Origin of the sequence: Methylobacterium sp. Leaf466 (genome assembly GCF_001425565.1) — a bacterium.
In the GTDB taxonomy this organism is placed as follows: domain Bacteria; phylum Pseudomonadota; class Alphaproteobacteria; order Rhizobiales; family Beijerinckiaceae; genus Methylobacterium.
Map to the genome: position 1 here is coordinate 24,601 of NZ_LMRC01000035.1, position 16,831 is coordinate 41,431.

Annotated in this window: 18 protein-coding genes; 10 read left to right on the forward strand and 8 right to left on the reverse strand. The window is 70.6% G+C overall.

The window, feature by feature from the left end; translation table 11 throughout:
• Window positions 1-3 precede the first annotated feature (3 nt).
• From ASG59_RS18070 to ASG59_RS18100, 7 genes are all read right to left on the reverse strand, one after another.
• Window positions 4-954, reverse strand: coding sequence for a YncE family protein (locus tag ASG59_RS18070; protein ID WP_056410582.1), 951 nt, complete (start codon window positions 952-954; stop codon window positions 4-6).
• The gene (locus tag ASG59_RS18075) at window positions 951-1,481 is read right to left on the reverse strand and encodes an SRPBCC family protein (RefSeq protein ID WP_056410585.1); all 531 of its coding nucleotides are present in this window, start codon (window positions 1,479-1,481) and stop codon (window positions 951-953) included. The genes ASG59_RS18070 and ASG59_RS18075 overlap by 4 nt, the downstream gene beginning before the upstream one ends.
• A gap of 29 nt (window positions 1,482-1,510) precedes the next feature.
• On the reverse strand, window positions 1,511-2,107 hold the full coding sequence (locus tag ASG59_RS18080; RefSeq protein WP_056410586.1) for a DUF447 domain-containing protein: 597 nt from the start codon (window positions 2,105-2,107) through the stop codon (window positions 1,511-1,513).
• Window positions 2,108-2,111: 4 nt separating this feature from the next.
• Window positions 2,112-3,578, reverse strand: coding sequence for a DUF6513 domain-containing protein (locus ASG59_RS18085; RefSeq protein ID WP_056285767.1), 1,467 nt, complete (start codon window positions 3,576-3,578; stop codon window positions 2,112-2,114).
• Between the two features lie 17 nt (window positions 3,579-3,595).
• On the reverse strand, window positions 3,596-4,192 hold the full coding sequence (locus tag ASG59_RS18090) for a uridylate kinase (RefSeq protein ID WP_056410588.1): 597 nt from the start codon (window positions 4,190-4,192) through the stop codon (window positions 3,596-3,598).
• Complete coding sequence (locus ASG59_RS18095) at window positions 4,182-4,910, reverse strand: (5-formylfuran-3-yl)methyl phosphate synthase (RefSeq protein WP_056410590.1); 729 nt, start codon at window positions 4,908-4,910, stop codon at window positions 4,182-4,184. Before ASG59_RS18095 ends, ASG59_RS18090 begins: the two co-directional genes overlap by 11 nt.
• Window positions 4,911-5,002: 92 nt before the next feature.
• Window positions 5,003-5,518 carry a DUF3280 domain-containing protein gene (locus ASG59_RS18100; protein ID WP_055889242.1) on the reverse strand — a complete coding sequence of 172 codons (516 nt, stop codon included), beginning with the start codon at window positions 5,516-5,518 and terminating at the stop codon, window positions 5,003-5,005.
• A gap of 143 nt (window positions 5,519-5,661) precedes the next feature.
• Here ASG59_RS18100 and ASG59_RS18105 point away from each other — a divergent pair, with 143 nt between their 5' ends.
• The 10 genes from ASG59_RS18105 to ASG59_RS18150 all read left to right on the forward strand — a co-directional run bounded on the left by ASG59_RS18105 (window position 5,662) and on the right by ASG59_RS18150 (window position 15,227).
• Window positions 5,662-6,918 (forward strand): ABC transporter substrate-binding protein, encoded by a 1,257-nt coding sequence (locus ASG59_RS18105; RefSeq protein WP_056410594.1) that lies wholly within the window; start codon window positions 5,662-5,664, stop codon window positions 6,916-6,918.
• Between the two features lie 179 nt (window positions 6,919-7,097).
• Entirely contained in the window at window positions 7,098-8,072 is a 975-nt protein-coding gene (locus ASG59_RS18110) for a YVTN family beta-propeller repeat protein (RefSeq protein ID WP_056410790.1), read from the forward strand.
• A gap of 100 nt (window positions 8,073-8,172) precedes the next feature.
• Window positions 8,173-8,631, forward strand: a complete 459-nt coding sequence (locus ASG59_RS18115) for a hypothetical protein (protein ID WP_056410597.1) — start codon at window positions 8,173-8,175, stop codon at window positions 8,629-8,631.
• 14 nt (window positions 8,632-8,645) lie between these two features.
• Window positions 8,646-8,891 carry a hypothetical protein gene (locus tag ASG59_RS18120; protein WP_055889255.1) on the forward strand — a complete coding sequence of 82 codons (246 nt, stop codon included), beginning with the start codon at window positions 8,646-8,648 and terminating at the stop codon, window positions 8,889-8,891.
• The gene (locus tag ASG59_RS18125; RefSeq protein WP_055889258.1) at window positions 8,888-9,631 is read left to right on the forward strand and encodes an ABC transporter ATP-binding protein; all 744 of its coding nucleotides are present in this window, start codon (window positions 8,888-8,890) and stop codon (window positions 9,629-9,631) included. Before ASG59_RS18120 ends, ASG59_RS18125 begins: the two co-directional genes overlap by 4 nt.
• Window positions 9,628-10,515, forward strand: coding sequence for an ABC transporter permease (locus ASG59_RS18130; RefSeq protein ID WP_056410601.1), 888 nt, complete (start codon window positions 9,628-9,630; stop codon window positions 10,513-10,515). Before ASG59_RS18125 ends, ASG59_RS18130 begins: the two co-directional genes overlap by 4 nt.
• Entirely contained in the window at window positions 10,512-11,144 is a 633-nt protein-coding gene (locus tag ASG59_RS18135) for a hypothetical protein (protein ID WP_055889263.1), read from the forward strand. Before ASG59_RS18130 ends, ASG59_RS18135 begins: the two co-directional genes overlap by 4 nt.
• 416 nt (window positions 11,145-11,560) lie before the next feature.
• Window positions 11,561-14,002 carry a TonB-dependent receptor gene (locus ASG59_RS18140; protein ID WP_056410605.1) on the forward strand — a complete coding sequence of 814 codons (2,442 nt, stop codon included), beginning with the start codon at window positions 11,561-11,563 and terminating at the stop codon, window positions 14,000-14,002.
• A gap of 371 nt (window positions 14,003-14,373) precedes the next feature.
• Window positions 14,374-14,781: an EF-hand domain-containing protein gene (locus ASG59_RS18145; protein WP_056285770.1), complete on the forward strand. Its 408-nt coding sequence runs from the start codon at window positions 14,374-14,376 to the stop codon at window positions 14,779-14,781.
• An 86-nt stretch (window positions 14,782-14,867) separates the two neighbouring features.
• Complete coding sequence (locus tag ASG59_RS18150) at window positions 14,868-15,227, forward strand: hypothetical protein (RefSeq protein WP_055889484.1); 360 nt, start codon at window positions 14,868-14,870, stop codon at window positions 15,225-15,227.
• 18 nt (window positions 15,228-15,245) lie between these two features.
• On the opposite strand, the gene ASG59_RS18155 is transcribed toward ASG59_RS18150, so the two are convergent.
• On the reverse strand, window positions 15,246-16,772 hold the full coding sequence (locus ASG59_RS18155) for an undecaprenyl-phosphate glucose phosphotransferase (protein WP_056410607.1): 1,527 nt from the start codon (window positions 16,770-16,772) through the stop codon (window positions 15,246-15,248).
• Window positions 16,773-16,831 lie beyond the last annotated feature (59 nt).

Here is a 16,831-nt window from a genome sequence, read left to right on the forward strand (position 1 = left end):
GGGCTAGCGCAAGAAATCTCCGAACGCCCTCGGTCCGTCCGACATCTTGATCTCCCCGGTCACGGCGAGGGTGCCGGCGTCGATCACGCTCAGGGTGTTGTCGCCCCAGTTGGCGACATAGAGCCGGCGTCCGTCCCTAGTGGCGGCGATGCCTTCGGGATGGTCTCCGACGTCGATGGTCTTGAGAGTCTTCAGGGTGGCGAGGTCGAACACCGTCACGGTGTTCCCGTACTGGTCGGTGACGAAGCCGCGCCCCCCGGCCAGAGCCACCACGTAGGGCCGCTCGCCCGTGGCGGCCCGGCCGACCTCGCGGGCGGTGGCGACGTCGATCACCGACACGTCGTTGCCGGTGACGTTGGCGGTGTAGGCGCGCGCGCCGGTCGCATCGAGGGTGAGGCCGAAGGGGTGGTGGCCGACCTTGACGCGTGCCGTCTCGCGCCGGGTGGCGAGGGCGACGATGGAGACGGAATCGTCCTCGCGGTTGGCAACGAGCAGCGTGGCACCGTCCGGCGTCACGGCGAGGCCCGAGGGCGAGGCGCCCACCGCGATCTCGCCGTCAGGGGCGAGGGTGCCGTCCCTCGGCACCAGGACGAAGACGCGAGCGGCGTACCAATCGGCCACGTAGACCGCTCCGGTGACCGGGTCGACGGCGATGCCGAGCGGCCCGCCGGGGAGGGGGACGAGGCCGACGACCTTGCGGGCGGCGAGGTCGATCACCGCCAGCCCCGGCCCATCGGGCCGGGTGACGTAGGCGGTGGCCCTGTCGGGGGACAGCGCGACCCCTGCGGGCGAGCCCGCTACCGGGATGGTGGCGACGACGGCGCCGCCGTCGAGATCAACGATCTCGACGGCATTGGCGCCCTGCACCGTCACCACGGCCTGCGCCGCCGACGCGGCGGGAGCCGTCGCGATCAGCGCGACGAGGCAGGCCGCGACGAGGCGCGGACGGCTCACGAGCCCTTCTCGACCTTCGTCTTCAGGTTCTCGAGGCCGGCCTTGTAGAGGCCGAGGACCGCCTTCTTGGAGGCCTCGTCGTTGAGGTCGGCCGGGGGATCGTTGTTCATGTAGCCCCGGTAGAACGCCCCCTTCCAGGTGACCTTGGTCTTGGCGCCGTCGCCCTCGACCTCGATCGTGGAGGAATAGTCGTTCACCGGCAGGGTCTTCACGTCGACCTTGGTGATCCGGTAGGAGAGGGTCTTCTTGTCGGCGTCGCGCTTGTTGAGCTCCTCCTCGACGGTGGCGCCGCCCTTGAGCGTCAGCACGCGGGTGGCCTTGGCGTCGTTGCCGCCCTTGCCCTCGGTCTTCTCGACCACCGGGATCCAGCTCGCGTCCTGGAACTCGCCGACGACGGCCCAGACCTTGTCGGCGGGGGCGGCGATCTCGATCGATTCCGAAACCTTCTGGCGGGTCGGGCCGTGGGCCTGCGCCGCGAAGGACACCGTGGCGAGCGCCGCCACGGCGGCCAGCGTCATGACTTTCATGGGTTCATTCTCCTTGGACGAGCCGCGCTTCAGCCGGCGGCGTCGGGTTGTGCGAGGACGGGACCGGCGCGCCCGAGGGCGGCGGCGACCTTGTCCTCGATCCAGCTCCAGGCCTCGCGCTCGGCAGGCCCGGCGGTCTTGGATATCGCGATGGCGTGGTAGGCCATCTCCGTCAGGATCTTCTCGGGCTCCAGCATGGTCAGGCGCGTCGAGAGGATCGCCGCCTCCAGCACCGCGCCCTGCGCCCGGTTGTAGCCGATGAAGGGGGTGTGGCAGGCGCTGTGGACCATGCGGCCGCGGTAGCGCGGGCGGGTCTCGTCCTCCTCCACCGCCACCACCTCGAACTCGGCATGGCCGAAGCTCTCGGCCAGGCGTACGCCGGGAATGACCGCGCAGGGCAGGGTGGCCCATTCGCGCCGGCCGGTGACGGCGCCAGCGATCACCCGGATGTCGCGCGGGCTCGAGGCGGCGAACACCGGGTTGGCCTCGAGGTTGAGGATGGTGGGCGAGGGCCGGAACGGGGCGAGGATCCACTCCCCGCCGTCCTCGATCAGGCCGAACGGCACGAGATGGACGTCGCCCTCGGCCGAGCGCGTCGTCACCACGGTTTCCAGGATCATGGGCACCGACTCAACGCTCCCCGGCCGGCACGAGCTTGCCGCAGACGATACGCCCGGCCTCGGCGGCGGGTTCCGCCGCGGAGGGAGAGCCGGTGCCCCGCGTCGGCCCGGCGGCCTTGAAGGCGGTGGTGTCCTCGGCGACCGGATCGGCGGCGGCCCCCCAGCGCAGGGGCTCGTCCTGCACGTAGCGCTTGCCGAGCCGCCAGGCGGTCTCGGCCTTGGTCAGTTCGCCGCCGAGATAGAAGGCGTGGCCTCCGTCGGTGGCGACGTCGAGATGAGGGAAGAACGCCATCGCGTCGGTGCCGACCTCGTGAACGGAGCGGTTGTAGACGTGGACGCCGTCCTCGGCCACCGCGATGCGGTAGTTGGGGTCGCGCACCTCGGCCGCCTGCGCCGCGATCTCGTCCGAGGTCTGCACGAAGGGGCGCTTGTCGTGAAGTGCCAGAAGCTCCCGGCCGTAGCCCTTGGGCAGGGCCGCGTCGCCCTTGGCGGCGAACATCACCCGTCGGGCGGCGTCGTGCTCCTCCACCGTGCGCCGGGTGTGGTTGGAGACCTGGACGATGAGCACGTTGCGCACGGTCAGCTCCGAGCACATCCCCACCAACAGCGCGGTGACGCCGAGGCTGTCGGCCTCGGTGAGCTCGGTGAGGTTGCCGGTGCCCATCATCATCTCGATGCCCGGCCAGCGCCGGCGGATCTCGTGGTAGCGGGTGATCGATTCGACGAAGCCGAAGTGGATCGGCTCCAGGATCGGGTCGGCCATGTAGGGGCGCCCGGCCTTCTCCATCCGCTCGATCGCCCGGTCGAGGGAGGGCAGGTCGTCGGGCCGCATCGGCACCAGCACCGGCACCGCGTCGGTCTCGAAGGCGAGATCGAGCGTCTCCTCGTTGAGGCTGAGGAGGAAGTCGGCCCCGGCCCTGGCGCCGCGGGTCAGTTCGTCGAGGGAGAACGAATCGACGCTGACCTTGAGCCCGGCGCCCTTGAGCAGGCGCACGCTCTCCTCGAGATGGGGGAAGTCGGTGTCGGGCAGGCCGCCGAGGTCGATCACGTCGGCCCCGCGCCGGGCGAGGTCGAGGCCCTTGGCCAGGATCTGCTCGGGCGTCATCTTCGAGGAATCGACGATCTCGGAGAAGATGCGCAGGTCGTGTTTCGAGAGGTCGATGGTGCGGCCGGCGAGCCCGAGGTGGGCGGGCAGGTCCACCACCTCGTCGGGGCCGCGTTCCACCGGCAGGCCGAAATGCCGGCTCAGGGCCTCGGGGTCGGCACGGCAGCGGCCGGGCAGGACGATGCGGGTGGCGCCCTCGGGCATCGTCACCCGGCGGCGGATGATCTCCTCGGTCATCAGCGCGGCGACCTTCACCCCGGCATCGGCGATGCTCCAGGCGAACCGGTCGGCCGGCAGGGTGGCGGCGACCTTCTCCAGCCGGGCCCGCGCCATCTTGCCGGTGATGAAGACGAGGTGTTCGGGGGCGCTCATGCTCTTGCCTGCGGCGCTCATGCGGCGGCCCGGTCCGGCGCGGCGCAGCCCGGGCCGCGGACCACGATGCGGCCGGCAAAGCGCCGGGCGAAGTCGGGGAAGGCGGCGTCGACGAGACCGGTCGCGGCGAGGTCCTCCGGACCGGCCCCGGCCGGAACGGCGACGGACTTCTCCAGGATGCAGGCCCGCGCCCCGATCTCGCCCGCCAGCCACAGGGCGAGGCTGTCGGACGTGACGGCCCAGGATTCGGCGATGTCGGGGTGCCCGGCCCGCAGCATCACCGGGTCCCATACCGGGGTGGCGCCGGCCTCGGACAGGCTCCGGCACGCGGCCAGGGTTTTCGCGATCCTCAGCCTCGGCTCGATTCCCGCAAAGCACGCCGCCATGCGGCCCATGGCGTCGAGGGCGCGGCGGTGGGCCTCGCCGTCGTCGAAGCGCGCGATGGCCTGCGCCGCGCGCACGGCATCCGCGAAGCCGCCGCCGCCGGGCACGACGACGACGGCTCCCTCGCGCCCTTCGGCGAGGTCCGACAGCAGGCGGGCGAGGCGGGCAGGATCGGCGAGCAGGCTGCCGCCGACCTTCACCACGCTCAAAGGCGTCGCCTCAGGCGGCATCGCGGCGGCCTCCCGCGCGCAGGAGCCGGGCGGCCTCGGCGATACGAACCGGATCGAGGTCGCCCCGGCGGTCGCCGCCCCGGCAGAGGCCGCCGCGAAAGCCGAGGTAACCGGCGCCGAGGTCCGACAGGGCCGGGATGTCGGCGAGCGCCAGGGAACCCGCGAGCCCCGAGACCAGCCCTTCCGCCCGGCAGGCGGCGGTGAAGGCGGATAGAGCCGGCACGGCGATGCGGTCGGTGAGGCGGCGCCCGTCCTTGGTGTTCGTATCGATCATCGCGCCGACGAACCCGGCGTCGGCCAGGGTCGGCAGGACGGCGAGGTCGAGCCCGTCCTCGGCGAACAGCACGGCGATGAGGCGGCCGCGCGCCGCATCCGCCGCATCGCGAAGCGCGTCGCGGCCGGAGCGCAGGCCGGGAGGAAGCGCGACCTTGACGTAGTCGACCCCCGTCGCGGCCATGGCGGCGACCTTGGCGACGAGGTCGCCCGCCTCCCGCGGCTCGCCGGCCACGGCGCTGGTGGTCGCGCGGTCCCCGATGCGGGCCACCATGGCACGGACCAGGGCCGGGTCGAGGGCGCCCAGCGCCCCGCGGGCGGGATCCTTGGCGTCGACGAGGTCGGCTCCCGCCGCACGGGCGACCTCCGCCTCGGCGGCGTCGCGCACGCTCACGAGGAGGCGCGGGGCCGCTCGGACGGACAGATGGGGCTCGGGCCGGGTCATGGGGCCGTGGGGTGTCATACGCGCGCCGAATGATCAATGCGGTCGGTTCGGGGCGACCGGCGACGAGCGAGCGCGGGCCGGGACGACGCCGCTCACGAGCGGTTCGGCAACGGCTCGGCCAGGAGGCGGTTCTTGACGATCCAGCGCATGGCGTGGGCCCAGGTGTCGTCGGTGTCGGCGCGGATCACCGCCTGGCCGGCGCGCAGCACCTTGCCGGTGGCGGCGTCCGAGATGGCGACGTTGAGGTTGAAGATCTGGTTGGAGCCCTTGTCGACGTAGCCGGTGACGGCGAGATCGGCGCCCAGGGCCTTGGCGATCGTCGCGGCGCAGCCCTCGCACTTGAACAGCGGCGCCTGCTTCGTGATCTCGGTCGCCTGCGGCGCCACGTCCACCGGCTCCAGGGTGGCGGTGAGCGCCTTGCGCAGTTCCTCGGTGACGAGGCCGAGGCGGCGGACCTCGTCGGGCCGGGCCTTGCGGCCGCCGACCACGGCCGGATCGTTGAGCTCGATCCCGAAGATCGCCACCTTGTCGGGGGCGGCCGAGGCGACGCCCGGCAGCATCAGGCCGAGGGCGAGGGCGCCCGCGAGGGACTTGAAGACGACGGTCATGCGATCTCTAGCCTCTCATCGGTGCCGGCCGACCTCAGATAGCACCCGGCGGGCGCCGGGCAACGGCGACGGCGGCTCCTTAGCGTTTCCTTATGCATCCGGCGTTGAGCGCGAACCCGCAATGTTGTTAGCGTGCCGGCCGCATGCACGCTTCATCCCGGTCCCTCCTCGCCCTCGCCCTCGCCGCAGCCTCGGCGGGGCTCGTCCCGATGCCGGTGGCAGCTCAGGAGACGTCGGCTCAGGAGACCAAGGGACAGGGCGCCACGCCGCCCGCGGCGGCGGCCGGCGATACCCACATCGGCCTGATCTACCGGCCGCAGCCGGCCCCGTCCTCCTACGACGCCGAGGCCGTGCCCGACGACGAGGGGGTCGCCGGCGCCCGCATGGCGGTGCGCGACAACAACACCACCGGCCGCTTCACCAAGCAGACCTACGCCCTCGACGAGGTCGCCCTGACGCCCGAGCAGGGGCGGGACGCGGCCGTGGCGGCAGCCAGGGACCTGGCCTCGCGCGGCATCCGCTACCTCGTCCTCGCCCTGCCGGCGGCGGAGGTGCTGGCGGTCGCCGACGCGGTGAAGGGCGAGGGCGTCACGGTCTTCAACACCGCCGCCCCCGACGACGCCCTGCGGGGAGCCGAGTGCCGCGCCAACGTCTTCCACGTCGTCCCGAGCCGGGCGATGCAGACCGACGCCCTGGCGCAGTTCTTCACGCTGATGCGCTGGCGCAAGATGTTCCTCATCGTCGGCCCCAACGAGGCCGACGGGCTCTATGCCGACGCCTTCCGGAAGTCGGCGAAAAAGTTCTCGCTCAAGATCAACGCCGAGAAACCCTGGACCTTCGGCCCACTGGCGCGGGCGCGCGGCGACACGCCGACCCGCGCCGAGGCGATGGTGTTCACCCGCGGCCTCGACTACGACCTCGCGGTGGTCGCCGACGAGGCGAACGACTGGGGCGACTACGTCCCGTTCCGCACGGTGGACCCGCGCCCCGTGGCGGGCACGCAGGGGCTGATCGCCACCACCTGGCACCCGACGCTGGAGACCTGGGGGGCGGCCCAGGCGCAGAACCGGTTCCGGCGTCAGGCCGGCCGGCTGATGCGCCCCCTCGACTACCAGGCCTGGGCGGCGGTCCGCACGGTCGGCGAGGCGGCGACCCAGAAGAAGACCGCCGATCCGGCGGTGCTGGTGCCGTATTTCGCCGACCCCGCCTTCGGCCTGCCGGCCTACAAGGGTGTGTCGTTGAGCTACCGCCCGTGGGACCACCAGCTGCGCCAACCGATCGTGGTGGCGCAGGCCAAGGCGATGGTGACGGTGGCGCCCGAGCAGGGCTTCATCCACCAGCGCACGCCGCTGGACACGCTGGGCGTCGACCAGCCGGAGACGACCTGCAAGCTGCGCTGACGGGCGGCAGGCTCCGCCGACCGGCCCGGCTGCGGCGATGCGGATGCGGTCCGGGCCTGTCTCGGAGGCCGAACTGCCCTACAACCAGCACCGGGAACCTCAAACGACGGACGCGACACGAGCGCGCCGCGCGCAGGGACAGGGAGACACGGATGAGCCGCAAGAAGGCCCGCATGGACATGAAGGCCGGGTTCGGGCTCGCCGCCCTCGCCGGGGCGCTGCTGGGCACGGCCGCCCCGGCCGCGGCCTACACCGTCTACGTCACCAACGAGAAGGGCAACTCGGTCAGCGTCATCGACACGACGACCCTGACCGTCACCGGGACCTGGAAGACGGGTCGCCGCCCGCGCGGCGTCACCGTGAGCAAGGACGGCAAGGAATTGTTCGTCTGCGCCTCGGACGACGACCGCGTCGACGTGCTCGACACCGCCACCGGCAAGACCCTGCGCTCCTTGCGCTCGGGGCCCGACCCGGAGCAGTTCATCCTCGGTCCCGACGGCAACCCGCTCTACGTCGCCAACGAGGACGACAGCCAGGTCACGGTGATCGACATCGAGAAGAACAAGGTGCTGGCGGAGATCCCCGTCGGCGTCGAGCCGGAGGGCATGGGCCTCTCGCCGGACGGCAAGATTCTCGTGAACACCTCCGAGACCACCAACATGGCCCACTTCATCGACACCACGACGCACCAGATCGTCGACAACGTGCTGGTGGACGCCCGGCCCCGGTTCGCCGAGTTCACGTCGGACGGCAAGACGCTCTGGGTCTCGGCCGAGGTCGGCGGCACGATCAGCATCATCGACGTGGAGACGCGCAAGGTGACCCGCAAGATCACCTTCAAGATCCCCGGCGTGACGGACGAGGCGATCCAGCCGGTGGGCGTGCGCATCACGAAGGACGGCACCAAGGCCTTCGTGGCGCTGGGGCCGGCCAACCGGGTGGCGGTGGTCAACGCCAAGACCTTCGAGGTCGAGAAGTACCTGCCGGTGGGCCAGCGCGTCTGGCAGCTCGCCTTCACGCCGGACCAGAAGCTTCTGTTCTCCACCAACGGCTCGTCCAACGACGTCTCGGTGATCGACGTGGAGGCCGGCAAGGTCGTGAAGAGCATCGCGGTGGGGCTGCTGCCCTGGGGCGTCGCGAGTTCTCCGAACTAGCCGAGGTGCTTCTCCTCTCCACCAGGGGAGGGGAGCGGGTCGCGAAGACGATGACCGAACGCGACCGCCACAAGGCGGCGCTCAGGGAGGGACAAGACGGATGACAGCGACGTTTCGGCTCGCCGGCCTGCGGCTGGCGGCCCTTTTGGCGGCCCCCTTGGCGGCCCTCCTGGCAGCGGGCCCGGCCACCGCCCTCGACCTCACGAAGAAGCGCCAGACCCTGCCCGACCTCGTCCTCGGCAACGAGGAGGGCAACGACTTCGTCGTCGAGAACAAGGAGATCGAACTCGAATCCGGCAAGGCCTATCGGCTGCGCATCGTCGCCAAGGGCCGGCAGGAGTACAAGTTCTACGCGCCCGAGTTCTTCCGCCACATCTGGCTCAACCAGATCGTGATCCAGCACCTGGAGATCCACGGCGGCGGCCCGCCCGACCATTTCGAGTTCGACGAGCCGGGCGAGATCGCGGTCGAGTTCGTGACGATCAAGCCGGGCGAGTACCCCTGGACGATCCGCGGCCTGGAGGCCAAGGGCATGACCGGCAAGTTCATCGTCAAGTAGACCGGAGTTCCTCCATGCGTTCCCTCCGTCACGGCCTGGCCGTCCTGGCCCTCACCACCGCGCCCGCCCTCGCCGACGACAAGGCCGAGTGCTCGGAGGGCATCGCCATGATCGAGGCGGCCCTGGCCGCATCCCCCTCGGAAGCCGCGCGGCCCAAGCTGGCGACCGCCCTGCGCGTGGCCAAGCGCGAGCGCGACGAGGGCGAGTTCGACGAGTGCCTCGACGCGGTGGGCGACGCCAAGCGGGCTTTGGCACGATGAGCGACGCTCCGGCCCTCGCGGTCGCCGGCGTCACGCATCGCTTCGGCAGCCGGGCGGCGCTTTCCGACGTCTCCCTGGAGGTCGGGCGCGGCCGGTTCGTGGCGTTGCTCGGCCCCAACGGCGCGGGCAAGACCACCCTGTTCTCGGTGATCACCCGGCTCTACACCCACCAGGACGGCCGGGTCGCGATCTTCGGGCACGGGCTCGACCGGGAGCCGTCCCGGGCGCTGGCCCGGATGGGCGTGGTGTTCCAGGCCCGGACCCTCGACACCGATCTCACCGTCGAGCAGAACCTGTTCTACCACGCCAGCCTGCACGGCATCGCCCGCCGGGTGGCCGGGGCGCGGATCGCGGTGCTGCTCGACAGGGTCGGGCTCGCCGACCGGCGGGCCGACAAGATCCGCACGCTCTCGGGCGGCCAGTCGCGCCGCATCGAGATCGCGCGGTCGCTGATCCACGAGCCGCGGCTCCTGCTCCTCGACGAGCCCACCGTCGGCCTCGACCTCGAATCGCGGGCCGACATCGTCGCGATCGTGCGCGCCCTGGTGCGGGAGGAGGGGCTGTCGGTGCTCTGGGCCACCCACATCTTCGAGGAGATCGAGGGGGACGACGACGCGGTGGTGCTGCACAAGGGCCGCATCGTGGCGCGCGGCACCGCCGGCAGCATCGCCCGTCCGGGCGAGACCCTGGAGGCGGCGTTCCGGCGCCTGGTGGCGGACCCGGCGAGGCAGGCGGCATGACGACACCACCCGGCCCCCAGGCCTCGGCCACCTCCCTCGAGAAGCCCGTCCCCCACCTCGGGCGGCTCGATGCGGTCGGCTACCTCATCTGCCTGTCCGGCATCGTGCGCCGGGAGCTGCTGCGCTTCTTCAACCAGAAGGAGCGGTTCTTCTCCGCCCTGGTGCGGCCGCTGGTGTGGCTGTTCATCTTCGCGGCGGGCTTCCGCAACACGCTCGGCGTCTCCATCGAGCCGCCCTACCAGACCTACGTGCTCTACGAGGTCTACGTGGTGCCTGGGCTCGCGGTGATGATCCAGCTCTTCAACGGCATGCAGTCGTCGCTCTCGATGGTCTACGACCGCGAGGTCGGCTCGATGAAGGTGCTCCTCACCAGCCCCTATCCGCGCTGGCTGCTGCTGCTGGCCAAGCTCGTGGCCGGCGTCACGGTGTCGGTGGTGCAGGCCTACGCCTTCCTCGCCATCGCGTATTTCTGGGAGCTCGACATCCCCGCGATCGGCTACCTCGCCGCGCTGCCCGCCTTCGTCGCCGCCGGGCTGATGCTCGGCGCCATCGGCCTGTTGCTGTCCTCGATGGTCAAGCAGCTGGAGAACTTCGCCAGCGTCATGAACTTCGTGATCTTCCCGATGTTCTTCGCCTCCTCGGCGCTCTACCCGCTCTGGCGCATCCGGGAATCCTCCGAGACCCTCTACGCCATCTGCATGGCCAACCCCTTCACCCACGCCGTCCAGCTCGTGCGGTTCGCCCTCTACGGCCAGTTCGATCCGCTGGCCTGCGCCGTGGTGGTCGGCACCACCCTCGTCGTCTTCACCCTCGCCGTCATCGCCTACGATCCCGGCCGCGGCATCATGGCCCGGCGCGGCGGTCCCGCCGGAGAAGCCCCATGATCCGTTTCGTTCCCGTTCGTTCCGCCCTGGTCCTCGCCTCCCTCGCCCTCCTGGCCGCCCCGGCCGGCGCCCAGCCCAAGAGCGATCCCGACTGGCCCTGCGTGCAGCGCAAGGTCACGACGCTCAGCCCCGGCACGGTCTGGACCGGGCCCGACATCGCCGAGGCCGGCCCGTGGGGCGACGACTTCGAGGCGGCCGCCCTCGCCCAGAAGATCGCCTCGCGCCGCACCGAGCTGTCCCAGGTCGATCCGCTCCTCGACGACTTCGCGGCCAAGGCCGGCGACGAGAAGGCCAAGCGCCTGACCCGGGTGTTCGCGGGCGTGTTCGAGGTGGTCAACGGCGAGCGCGCCCGCGTCATGGGCGGCATCACCCGCTACGCCCAGGGCCAGCGCCGCATGGCCGAGCGCATCCGCGACGAGGCCGACAAGATCAGCGCCACCAAGGACGGCCCGAGCGCCTCCGACGCCCGCGAGATCCCCAAGGAAGCCTCCGAGCTCGAGAACCAGTTCGCCTGGGACCGGCGCATCTTCACCGAGCGCAGCCAGTCGCTGGCCTACGTCTGCGAGGTACCGACCCTGCTCGAACAGCGCCTGGGCGAAATCGCCCGCAAGATCCAGGCGCGGCTCTGAATCGCCAGACCCCGCGCCCTCTCACCGAAAGGCTCGCCGGACCCCTCCCGGCGGGCCTTTTTTCGTCGCCGCGGCGAGCTGCCGCTTGGGCCCGACCGCCGAGCCGATTCGACCGCCGCACCGCCCGTAGCGACACGGTCGGAGCCCCTGGGCCAATCCGCAACACCGGGCCAAAATCGTGTCGCCGCGCATTGCCGAATCCTCCCGGATTTGATGCCGAATTGGCATGAACCCGTTGTGGTCATTGAGATTTCTGTTGCCGTTTGGACACCCTCGATCGCGATCCGGGCCGAACCTCCGGTGAGATGGGGAAATTCGCGGCTCACCCGATTGTGTTGAAGCGCACTCCTCTCGAAACATACCCGAACACGCCGGGGAACAACCGGCGGACCAAACCGGGGACAGGGGTCGAGAGAATGAACAAGCGGACGCTGCGCAGCAGCCTCCTCGTATCGGCGGCGATGCTGCCGAGCGTGGTCTACGCTCAGGGCGCCCAGCAGGCGGTCACCCTGGGCGAGCTCGACGTCGTCGCCTCGGCCCCCTCGGCGAGCGTGCGCAGCGCCAGCGGCGCGCTCCTCGGCATCGACCGCGACAAGCTGCCCCAGAATTCCAGCGTGCTGACCTCGGCCGACGTGAACCGCGTCGGCGCACCGAGCGTGCTGCGGGCACTGGACGAGCGCGTCGGCTCGATCAGCATCAACAACGCCCAGGGCAACCCCTTCCAGCCGACGATCACCTATCGCGGCTTCGAGGCCTCGCCGCTGGGCGGCAGCCCGCAGGGGGTCGCCGTCTACGTCAACGGCCAGCGCTTCAACACCTCGTTCGGCGACACGGTGCAGTGGGACCTGATCCCCGACATCGCGGTGGACCGCATCGAACTCGAGGGCTCGAACCCGGCCTTCGGCCTCAACGCGCTCGGCGGCTCGCTGCAGGTGCTGCTCAAGAACGGCTTCACCTACCAGGGCACCGAGCTCAACGTGCTCGGCGGCTCGTTCGGCCGCGGCTCGGTCTCGTTCCAGCACGGCCAGCGCTCGGACAACGTCGGCCTCTACATCGCCGGCACCTCGCTGTCCGAGAACGGCTGGCGCAAGCGCTCGCCCTCGCGGCTGCGCCAGTTCTACGCCGACCTCGGCGTGCAGGCGGAGAAGGGTGAGTTCCACCTCAACTTCTCGGGCGCCATCAACAGCCTGACCGGCAACGGCACCCTGCCGGTGGACCTGCTCGCCTTCCAGCGCAACGAGGTCTTCACCTACCCCGACAAGACCCTCAACGAGTACGGCCGCATCGGCATCTCGGGCATCTACGACATCGCGCCCACCGTCACCCTGCAGGGCAACGCCTACATCGGCCGGTTCTCGCAGCAGACCGCCAACGGCGACGCCGCCGAGCTGGAGAACTGCGAAGCCAACCCGGACTTCATCTGTTCGGAAGGCGCCAACGAGCAGCAGTTCTTCCTGCGCGACCGCATGAACGCCCCGGTGCGGGCCAGCAGCGTGCGCACGGCCGACTTCGCCTCGCTGCCGCTCTTCGCCGACCGCTTCGACGAGGGCGGACCCTACGCCTTCCTCAACCAGACCCGCACCCAGACCGACAACTTCGGCGCCACCATCCAGACCACGGTGCGCGAGCGGCTGTTCGACATGCCCAACCGCTTCGTGCTCGGCGGCTCCTACGACGGCGGTCGCACCCGCTTTTCCGCCGACAACTCGGTGGGCGGCCTGACCTTCGACCGCGGTTTCGCCGGCCCCGGCATCGTGGTGCGCTCCGACGACAACGCCATCACCCCGGTGAGCGTGCACTCCAGCAACGACTACGGCGGCATCTACATCCAGAACAACACCGACATCACCGACCGGCTGACCCTGACCCTGCAGGGCCGCTACAACATGGCCAAGATCGTCCTGCGCGACCAGATCGGCACGGCGCTCAACGGCGACCATTACTTCGAGCGTTTCAACCCCGGCATCGGCGCCACCTACAAGATCATCCCCGACCTGCTCACCGCCTACGGCGGCTACGTCGAGGCCAACCGCGCGCCGACCCCGGCCGAGCTCTCCTGCGCCGACCCGCTGGCGCCGTGCTCGCTCACCAACTTCTTCGTCGGCGACCCGCCGCTCAAGCAGGTGGTGTCGCGCACCGTGGAAGCCGGCTTTCGCGGCCGCATCCCGGTGTCGGCGGAATTCGGCGGCATCGTGAGCTGGAAGGCCGGCGTGTTCCGGGCCCGCAACGAGGACGACATCACCTTCGTCCCCTCCGACATCACCATCGGCCGGGCCTTCTTCCAGAACGTCGGCTCGACCCGCCGCCAGGGCGTCGAGGCGGGCATCGCCTACACCACCCCGGTCTGGAACGCCTTCCTCGACTACGCCTTCGTCGACGCCACCTTCCAGACGCCCCTGGCCCTGAACTCCGGCGGCAACCCCTTCGCCACCCCCAACCCGGCCCAGCCGGACAACGACGAGGCCCGCCAGGTGTTCGTGCGGCCCGGCGACAGACTGCCCGGCGTCGCCCCCCACCAGATCAAGGTCGGCGTGCAGTACCTCGTCACGCCCGAGTGGAAGGTCGGCATGCTCGCCCGCTACGCCACCGGCAAGTTCCTGGTGGGCGACGATTCGAACCTCAACAAGACCACCGGCGACTACGCGGTGATCGGCTTCAACACGAGCTACCGGATCGCCCAGAACATCGAGGTCTACGGCTACGTCGAGAACGCCCTCAACGCGAAATACGCCACCTTCGGCACCTTCTCGCCGGTGGGCGAGGTGCCGATCCTGGCCCTGCCCAACGCCAGCTCCAACCGCAGCCTCGCGCCCGGAGCGCCCATCGCCGCCTACGGTGGCCTGCGCATCTTCTGGTAGCACCGCCCGATGCAATCGCGGGGCCGCGCCGAGCGGCCCCGCATCATCCCGATACAAGCCCCCGCGGGTCGCACCGCGGGGGCTTTGTCATGAGGGCACGCCAAAAACGACGGCGGACAGGACTCGCAGGCGTGGGACACCGCCTCGGGGACCGGGAAAAACACGCACATCGGCGGGTATTGTCACCCGGATGGGTTGCGCATCGTTCCCTTGGCCGCCGACTTGCACTATGTCGCCTCAGCCGTCCCGAAAACCGTCGCCACGGGATGCGCCGCGGTCCCGGCGGGCGAAGCACCCGCCGACCGGCCCTTGCGACGGACGAGAACCGGGGACCGACCGTTCCCTGGTCCATGACCTTGGAGACCCGATCGATGTCCTCCCACCTTCGTCACGCCCTGCTGTTCTCCGCGATCCTCGTCGCCCTGCCGATGGGGCAGGCCGTCGCCGCCCCCGCCGGCAAGATGGCCGTCGAGATGTTCGATCCCGACAAGGACGGCACGGTCGATCTCAAGGAGGCGCAGGCCGCCGCCGCCGCCCTGTTCGATTCCCTCGACCCCGACAAGGACGGCACCCTCGACAAGAAGGAGCTGAAGGGCCGCCTGACGGCCAAGGAGCTCAAGGCCGCCGATCCGGACATGGACGGCACCCTCGACAAGAACGAGTACCTGGCCATCGTCGCCAAGCGCTTCTCGAAGGCCGATCCGGACGGCGACGGCACCCTCGACGCCAAGGAATTCGGCAAGCCGGCCGGCAAGGCCGTCCTCAAGCTGATGAAGTAACCGCCGCCCCCCAGGGCCCGATCTGTCGCAGCAACGCCGGAGTCGCCTCCGGCGTTGTCTGTTTTTCAACGATCGGGAATGTGTTCATGCGGTTCACCCTTGGCCTCGCGGCCGGTCTTCTCGCCCTGTCCGGTACGGCGCCGGCCTTCGCCTCGTCCTGCACCGACCAGATCGCGACCATCGAGAAGCGTCTCGACAGCGCCGGGGCGGCCACCGTCACCGGCACGGTCCCGCCCGGCGGGCCGACCCCGCCGGCATCCGGCAAGGCGCTGGACGCTCCCCCGGCCGGCAAGCCGACCGATCCGGCGGCCCGCCCCACCGCCTCGGGTGTCGAGGCGGCGCGCGACCTCATCCGGCAGGCCAAGGCCCAGGACAAGGCCGGCGACGTCAAGGGCTGCGAGGCGACCATGACCCAGGCCAAGGAGAAGGCCGGCGCCCTGCCGTAGCGTACGCCGCCCAGGACCTCAGTAGGCGTTGCGCGTCGTGAACAGCGAGATCGGCGTCTCGAGCATGATCCGGATGTCGAACAGGACCGACCAGTTCTCGATGTAGTACAGGTCGTGCTCGACCCGGCGCTGGATCTTGTCGTCGGTGTCGGTCTCGCCGCGCCAGCCCTTGACCTGGGCCCAGCCGGTGATGCCCGGCTTGACCTTGTGGCGGGCGAAGTAGCCGTCCACCACCTGGTCGTAGAGGGTGTTGGCGGTCCGCGCGTTGATCGCGTGCGGGCGCGGGCCGACGAGGGAGAGCTCGCCCTTGAGCACGTTGAAGAGCTGGGGCAGCTCGTCGAGGGACGTGCGGCGGATGAAACGCCCGACGGGCGTGACGCGCGGGTCGCCGCGCGTCACCTGCTTGGCGGCGGCGTAGTCGCACTGGTCGACGTACATCGAGCGGAACTTCAGGACCTCGATGATCTCGTTGTTGAAGCCGTGCCGCTTCTGCCGGAACAGGATCGGGCCGGGCGAGGTGAAGCGCACCGCCAGGGCGACGCCGATCATCACGGGAGCGAGGGCGACGAGCATCGCCACGCCCACGACCCGGTCGAAGATGCCCTTCACCACGATGTCCCAATCGGCGATCGGCTTGTCGAACACGTCGAGGACGGCGACGTCGCCGAGGTAGGAATAGGCGCGCGGGCGCAGCTTCAGCCGCGTCGCCTGGGCCGAGAGCCGGATGTCGATGGGCAGGACCCACAACTTGGTCAGCATCTGCATCAGCCGCTCCTCGGCGGCGATGGGCAGGGTGAAGACCACGAGGTCGAGTCGGGTGGAGCGGGCATAGGCGACGAGATCGCTGACCGTGCCGAGCTTCGGATAGCCGGCGATCACCGTGGCGGCGCGGTCGTCGGCGCGATCGTCGAAGAACCCGACGACGCGGATGCCGGCATCGGCCTGCGCCTCGAGGGCGCGGATCAGGTTCTCGGCCAGCGGCCCGCCGCCGACGATGGCGGTGCGGCGGTCGAAGCGCCCCTGGCGCATCTGCGTGGCGACGATGCGCGCCAGCACCATGCGGCCGGCCATCACGCCGACGAGGCCGGCCCCGTAGAAGGTGGCGAGCCAGATCCGCGAGTACTGGTCGGCGATCTTGGCGAAGACCAGGGCCGCGGCCACTACGAGAAACGCGAGCGACCAGGCCGCGAACAGCCGGGGAGCGGCCTTGAGGACGCTGCGGAAGGCCGCGATGCGATAGCCGCCGCTCACCTGGATCAGCGCCACGGCCAGGACCGCGCTGCCGAGGATGGCAGCGAGGTAGCGCAGGCCCAGCGGCCCGATCCGGTCGGGCTGCACGAGGTGGACCGCCACCCCGAGGCCGACGATCGCCGCGAATTCGAGAACGCGGACCGTCCCCGTCAGGACGACGGGGGAGAGCGGCGCGGCGGCCATCGGCCGCGTGGTCTCGGCCGGTGGCGCGGCGGCGGGGACGTCGAACCCGGCGACCCGGGCTCCGGGCGCGCCGGCCACCTTGAGGAGGTCGCGGACGTCGAAGGCACTCATCGGATGGCCACCTTGCACATCGGACCGGGGAGGGGGAGCCGGGCGTCGACCGCCCCCGT